This window comes from Candidatus Hydrogenedentota bacterium (genome assembly GCA_019695095.1).
Classification (GTDB): Bacteria; Hydrogenedentota; Hydrogenedentia; order Hydrogenedentales; family SLHB01; genus JAIBAQ01.
The window spans coordinates 1-6,737 of record JAIBAQ010000260.1; the positions used below are offsets into that span (position 1 = coordinate 1).

Sequence of the window (6,737 nt, forward strand, 5' to 3'; positions counted from 1 at the left end):
TAGGTAGTTCTTCTTCTCGGAAACGCTCCACTCGCAAGAAGTGGCCCAAAGCTCGTTACCCACCAGCGACACCGCCCAGGAATCGGCCGTGCAACCGCCGTCGCGGAACGCGGTGGAGCCATCGTTCATGCCCAGTGAACCCGGGACCACGCGCCAGGATTCCGGGTTCAACGCATCGGCCAGGTCGAACTCGTAAACACGCTGAATCCCGGTGGGGTCGTTGACCCACGGGATCTGCCACGTGGAAAGGTATCCCTTCTCGCCAAACTGGAAGCCGCCGCCGCCTTCGTCTTGATTTCGGACGAGGACTTGCGCCGTTCCGATTTGTTCATGCGTGAGCGTGACGTCGAGATTGGAGAGGATCACGCCGCGAATGTCCATATCCTGCGCGCCGTGCGTCCACACGAACACATAGTCGCGGGTCTTCTCGCGAGAGTAGATGCGAATGCAGTTGGCGCGGCCGCCGGTCCTGTTGTCGTCTGGTTCGCGCGGATAGTCTTCGAAAAATGCGTGCGGTTCGCCCCAAGGGCCCGCGAAGCTCTTCGTAGTCGAGCGCAGGAGAAAGGCTCCAAGTTTTTTCCAGTCCGCGAAACCGTTCGTGCCATCGGCCACGGTATACACAAGGCAGGGGGTACCGTCGAGATCGCGAAACGCGAACGGATCACCCGAGTACGTTTGTCCCTTGTGCACATCGACGATCATGCCAAGCTGCTGCCACTGGTTTTCGCCAGGATTTTTGCGAAAACCGAAGATATGTGAATAAGATCCGCCGCGCCCTCCTCCGTATTGCTCATCGACGGAATAGTAGGCAGTGAACTGAAAGAGGGTTCCGTCGGCGTCCGAGACGATCGAAGAGTTGTTCTGCGGCGCGCACTGGGGGTCGAACTTCTGCTGGTTGCCAATCGCGATGACCTCCGGCGCTTTCCACGGGATACGAGACACGGGGCCTGCCGTGCGGCTTTCCCTGAATGGATTGCGCATCTCGGCCAGGGGATGACGGCCCTGAAGCTGGAGACCTGCCGTGAGGCCGCTGACAAGTGGTGCCGTGGAGACGATTTCTACGCGCACCTCATCGCCTTCCTTCAGCGAGACGGGCGAAATTGCCATGCGAAATTCCTGGCCTACGTCCAGTGGAGGAATGTAGGGGCCATCGCCGCGCGTATGCTTAACAAGCGGAAATGGGAAGGCGGGTATTTGAACACGCTCAGGGAGCAATTCCCCGCGCACGCGCAATGCGGCGACCACCGGCTCCTCGCGGGGTCCGACGCAGTTTGTCAATCGGATGAAGAAACCAGAAACGGTATCGCCACCCTTCGCGGTGTATGTGCAAACGGTCGCGCCGGGTTTGACTTCGGCTGCGCTCAGCGATCCGGAAGGCTCGGCAGCGGAGGCTACCGCCACAAGCAGGAGCGCGGCTGCGATCGCAGTCGCATGCTTAGTTACCATTGCCTCCTCCAGCGTCAGCGAACAGCACTCACGCGTCGCCCAGCTTAACGCCTGCTTCTTCACCGGACTCGAAGTAATTCTCCTTGGGCAAATGCCGGAACCACAGGAAGTACATGCCGGTCAGACCGATTAGGAATAGGACCGCTGTGGGCAAGAAAGAGCTCCAGGCTCCAATGACAGCCTGCATAGGCAGGATGAACATGGTCACCTGCCACAGCAACGCAAAGGGCACGCAAAGGATATCGCGGCGATGCTCGAGGCGAAGCGCCTCTTGCTCCGCGGCGGGTAGTTGCTTGCGGAACGGTCCCCAAAGGCCGAAGGGGCGCGTGATGCGATAGAAGCGGCCGACTACTTCGGGATCTTCGGGCTTCGTCAGGTAGGTGCCAACAATTGCGCCGGCGAAACCGATCGAGGCGAGGAAAATGAATTGCCACACTTCGGTCAACTGTGGGTACATCACTCGTTGAATGATTGCCGCAGTCATACCGACAAAGGTGCCCACCGCGAATCCACCGCCGTTGAACCGCCACCACAACAGGCGCAGGAAGCTTGGGACAAGAAGACCACCGCCCAATCCCATGATGATCCATCCCCAAACGTCGTTGATGCTCTTGACCCAGTAGGCAAACACGAATGAAACGGAGACGAGAGCGACGACGGTTGCCCAGCTCACGTAGATGAGCTCGCGGGTCTTCGCTTTGGGATGGATGTACTTTTGGAAGATGTCGCGCGTGACGAAACCGGTGGCGGCATTGACGGTAGCGTTAAAAGTGGACATCGCCGCCGCAAGCAGCACGATCAGCAGAAGCCCGCGCAAACCGGCGGGGATGTTGTACAGCAATACGGCAGGCAGGATGCGTTCGGGATCGACGCCACCTTCGAAACCGATCAGCATCAGTTTCTTGTTCCAGACGTCAGCGCCCAATAGTTGCTGCAACCCCGAAATCAGGGCCTGGGGGTATTGCTCGGGATGGTTGGCGATGGCCGATAGCGCGGTCGCCCATTGGGCCTTGTCCAGATCGGGCAACTGCTGTTTGATGAGGTCGGCGGTTTGCAGCATCACGCCATGATCCGGAAAGAGATCGCGAACGAGAAAGATGCCCATTGCGGCAAAGCCCATCATCATGGGCCAACGGATGGTCATCAAGAAGATCCAGAAGGCGGAAAGGAGGCCGCATTCACGGTCGTTGCGGGCGCCGAAGTAGCGAGGGTCGCCGCCGGAGTCAGGCCCCGCAAAGGTCGTCTTCAGCAGGTAAAAGAACGCGAACATGATCAGGGCTTCGTAGGGTTCGTAGCCTGCGGGCATGGTTGTGCGCCATTGCGGCGCGGTAGTCATCCACTGTGCATTGCCGGTGATTTGCGCGGCGAGCGCCCCAAAGTCTTCTACGCCTGCAATCTGCGTAACCGCCATGACAGAGATGATAATCGCGCCGACAAGGATAATGAGAGACTGGAAGAGGTCGGTGAAGACCACGCCGTAGAAGCCGGAGATCATCGTGTAGACGGTAGTAATCGCAATCATGATGACGGTACACCAGAACGGCGAGAACGGGAAGAACATACTCAGGAACAGCCCAGCACCCTTAATTAGGTAGGCGAGCATCCCAATTGTTATGACGACACGCGCCAGCGCCATTACGGCCTGCGCGAAGCGGCCGCCGAACCCATCGCCAAACCGGAAAATCATCCACTCGGCCGCCGTGAGGCATTTCGAGCGCCGGTGCCATTTCCCGCTCCACAGCATCATGAATACAAGTCCGAGGACGGCTCCGCCTCTGAATTCGATGAAAAGTCCGCGGGGTCCGAGCATGAAGAGAAACGACGTGATGACCATAGTTCCGGTCATGTCGAGGAAATAGGCCATGCCCGAGACGCCCAGAGCCCACCACGGCAGACGGCGTCCGCCGATGAGGTAGTCCTCGAGACTTTTCGAAGCCATGCGCTCAAGCGCAAGGCCCAGAATCACCAATGCCAGGAAATAGACAACGATTACGGCATAGTCAATGCTGTTTAGCGACCACATGAAGAACTCCCCCTTCTCAGTAATCGAGGGCCAATCGTAGCACGGACCTCACGGAGGGATCACGCTTCGATTTGGCCGGCGAAACGGGGAGACGGACGTTCAGAGGATGGAAATACGATGGAGGACGATATCGCCGGGCGGCGGGATTCCCCACATCATATCGTCCAGTTGCGGCTCAATTTCGACTCCGCCGTCGTCGATCTGGTTGGGTCCTACACTGTAGACCACGAATCCGTTCTCCGCAGGCCGAAGCTTCATCGGCATTCCGCTGTAAGGGTCAATGGGCGCGGATGCGCAGTAGGAGGGCGTCAATTCCTCGATGGACGCGGGGAGCAAGCTGCGGTCGCGACGGAAGCGCTCGACCGCAAGGAGGCACTGAAAGAGTCTTGATCGAACGCTCCACCGGAGCAGTGTCCCTACTTGTTGCTTTGTGGTGTAGGCAGTCATATTGGCCAACTTGCTCGCTTCACTACCGGCCATCAATGAACTGGCTTCGCGCTGAAGGGCATCCAGTCGGTGTCCGATGGTGCTGGGGTCGCTATGGAGATTCTCCGCCAGTTCCCGCGAAGACCGAAGATAGGAGGCTAGGCCGATCTTCGTGATGCCGAGCAGATCGCGGATGTGAGCACCCGCGGTACCGGCCGTAAGCCACTCCGAAAGACTCTCGCCGTTCCTTTGCCAGCTTGAAGCGTCGAACCAGCTTGGTCGGTGCGCGAAGTAATGCAGGCTCTGACACCGGCTGCCCATCTCGGAGATTTGGAGGATGGGATGTCCATCCTTTTCAGTCAACGCGCGCGAGAGCGACTCGAATTGCGCCTGCGAGAATTCGCCCGAATCCAGGAGGCGATTCAAATCCTGCACGCCGATATCCCGGATGGCTATGGCCAATAAGAATCCTGCCGCGTCGGGGACATCGATCAGCGCATTGCTGAGGATAATGCAAGCGAGCAGGCTTCGGTGTGCGCGTTCGGAGTCGCGCGACGCGGCGGCAAGAACGGCATCGAGCGTCAATAGCCTTGCGGAAGCGCGGGCGCCCTTGGTTATATCCAAAGAGAGCGCGAGACCGGTGTTGGGTTCGCTTTCAAAAACCAGCGGGAACCGGCACTTGGGTATGTCCGCCGCTTGATGGAGCAACGTTATAGCGTCCGCGTTTGCGCTTACGTATTCCCCTATAGCCTTGATGGTTTCTTCAGGAATTTCGGCTGGATACTCTGGGAGATCCCCTTCACCCGCAATGGGCAGATCCATGGCCAACGGCTGAGGAGGTTCTTGGATTGAGGCGAATGCCTTGAGATACAGATCGGCGGCGTTGGGTCCGGCGGGTGTCTTATACCAGGACGATAGTTCTTCGAGCGTAACGGGGAGACCTTGTGCGCGCAGTGAATTCACCTCGGCACGGACACGCCAAGACAAGATGGCGTGGTAGGCACAGAAGGCCGTGAGAATGACGAAGAACAGTCCAGCAAGGCGAGTAACGGTTCGGAGTCGACTATACCCGGACTTGCTGGCCGCAGTGTTCATTGCGGAATGGTAATTGTTCGCAGGTGAAGGTGCAAGACCACGCAGCGGCTGTTTGGGTCGCCTGTCCCGATCGCGTATCATGTGTAGCAGCCTTTACAGGGGAAATACCGAGTGTCGAGCCGCATGACGCGGCTTCTTGGAGAGGGGTACGGTAATGGGGATTACAGCAGGAATCTTGATTGCGCTGACGGCCGCATTCACGGGCGCGGATGCGGGGGCATTGGATATCGGCACGCGTTTGGAGCCGATGGTGGACAGTAACCTGATCGCGGGCCTCAAAGGGCAGGCAAAGTTGACACTGCATCCTCCTATTCCGCGCGAAGTGGTGCTGGAGCTTGACAAGCCATGGGAGGGGAATTCCTGCGGATACTTTGTGACGTTTCGCGACGGTGATGTCATTCGGATGTGGTATCGCGGAAGCGACCAGACCCTGAAGGATGAGCCGGAACCGCACACGATGACCACCTGCTACGCCGAGAGCAAGGACGGCATTCATTGGGAACGGCCGAACTTGGGACTGTTCGAGTTCAACGGTTCCAAAGAGAACAACATCATCTGGATGGGAGATACGTCGCACGATTTCACGCCGTTCAAGGATGAGAATCCGAATTGTGCGCCGGAAGGCAAGTACAAGTGCGTCGGAAACGACAACGGGAAGCTGATGGCGTTTCAGTCGCCGGACGGAATTCATTGGACACAGTTGAATGACAAGCAACCGGTCATGACAACGGGGGCGTTCGATACGCAGAATGTCGCATTCTGGGACACCGTAAAAGGCGAGTACCGGGCGTATGTGCGCGATTTCCGCGACGGCCTGCGTGATATCCGCACGGCAACGTCGCAAGATTTCATCCATTGGACGGAACCCGTATGGTGCGAGTATCCAGGATCGCCCAAAGAGCAGCTTTATACGAACCAGGTGATCCCCTACTACCGTGCGCCGCACATCTATCTGGGATTTCCGACGAGATACGTTGATCGGGGTTGGGTGCCCGGTGTGACGGACAATCTACCAGAACTCGAACTTCGCCGTCAGCGTTTCGAGAGAGCTTCCTCACCGAGGGAAGGCACTGCCGTCACCGATGGTCTGTTTATGTCCAGCCGCGATGGTCAGACGTTCCACCGGTGGAGTGAGGCGTTTATCCGCCCCGGACTTCGGACCAAGGACAATTGGGCGTATGGGGACAATTATCAGGCGTGGGGGCTCGTAGAGACTCCGTCGTGCCTTGACCCGGGCGTGAATGAACTGTCGGTGTATGCGACGGAAAGCTACTTCACCGGAAAGAGTTGTACGCTGCGGCGCTATACGCTTCGACTGGATGGTTTTGCATCGGTACACGCGCCCCTTGGAGGAGGAGAATTCATCACGCGGCCTATGGTTTGTTCTGGCAACAACCTCGCATTGAATTTCTCTACATCCGCGGGAGGAAGCATCACGATTGAGGTCATGGACCAGACCGCGACTCCCATCGAAGGATTCAAGATGGAAGGTTCGCCCGAACTCTTTGGGGACAGTCTTGAGCAGGTTGTCGCGTGGAAAGACGGAAAAGACCTATCGAGCCTGAAGGGGCAGCCGATCATGTTCCGGTTTGCGTTGAAGGAAGCAGACATTTACGCGATTCGGTTTAAGGATTAGAAGCGGGCGCGATAAGGTTGGCAACCTCAGGTTGAGAACTGTGCGCAGGCTTGCGGTACACGTAGCGTCCAGCACTAACGCGGCGCCGCGCTCGGCGATCGCGGCGCTACC

At 58.1% G+C, this 6,737-nt stretch carries 4 protein-coding genes; 1 reads left to right on the forward strand and 3 read right to left on the reverse strand.

The genetic code is table 11. The annotated features are described in order from the left end of the window. The 3 genes from K1Y02_24220 to K1Y02_24230 form a co-directional block, all read right to left on the reverse strand. Window positions 1-1,446: hypothetical protein (locus K1Y02_24220; GenBank protein ID MBX7259488.1), on the reverse strand; the 1,446-nt coding region annotated here is incomplete at its 3' end. 28 nt (window positions 1,447-1,474) lie between these two features. Further along, the gene (locus tag K1Y02_24225) at window positions 1,475-3,469 is read right to left on the reverse strand and encodes a sodium:solute symporter (GenBank protein MBX7259489.1); all 1,995 of its coding nucleotides are present in this window, start codon (window positions 3,467-3,469) and stop codon (window positions 1,475-1,477) included. A 99-nt stretch (window positions 3,470-3,568) separates the two neighbouring features. Next, window positions 3,569-4,990, reverse strand: coding sequence for a hypothetical protein (locus K1Y02_24230; protein ID MBX7259490.1), 1,422 nt, complete (start codon window positions 4,988-4,990; stop codon window positions 3,569-3,571). 154 nt (window positions 4,991-5,144) lie between these two features. Between K1Y02_24230 and K1Y02_24235 the strand changes: the two genes are divergently transcribed. Beyond that, window positions 5,145-6,626 carry a hypothetical protein gene (locus K1Y02_24235; GenBank protein MBX7259491.1) on the forward strand — a complete coding sequence of 494 codons (1,482 nt, stop codon included), beginning with the start codon at window positions 5,145-5,147 and terminating at the stop codon, window positions 6,624-6,626. Window positions 6,627-6,737: the final 111 nt, after the last annotated feature.

Excerpts from the sequence above, each read along its gene's own strand:
- K1Y02_24225 (MBX7259489.1), bottom strand. The coding sequence starts at position 3,469 with ATGTGGTCGCTAAACAGCATTGACTATGCCGTAATCGTTGTCTATTTC.
- K1Y02_24230 (MBX7259490.1), bottom strand. The coding sequence starts at position 4,990 with ATGAACACTGCGGCCAGCAAGTCCGGGTATAGTCGACTCCGAACCGTT.
- K1Y02_24235 (MBX7259491.1), top strand. The coding sequence starts at position 5,145 with ATGGGGATTACAGCAGGAATCTTGATTGCGCTGACGGCCGCATTCACG.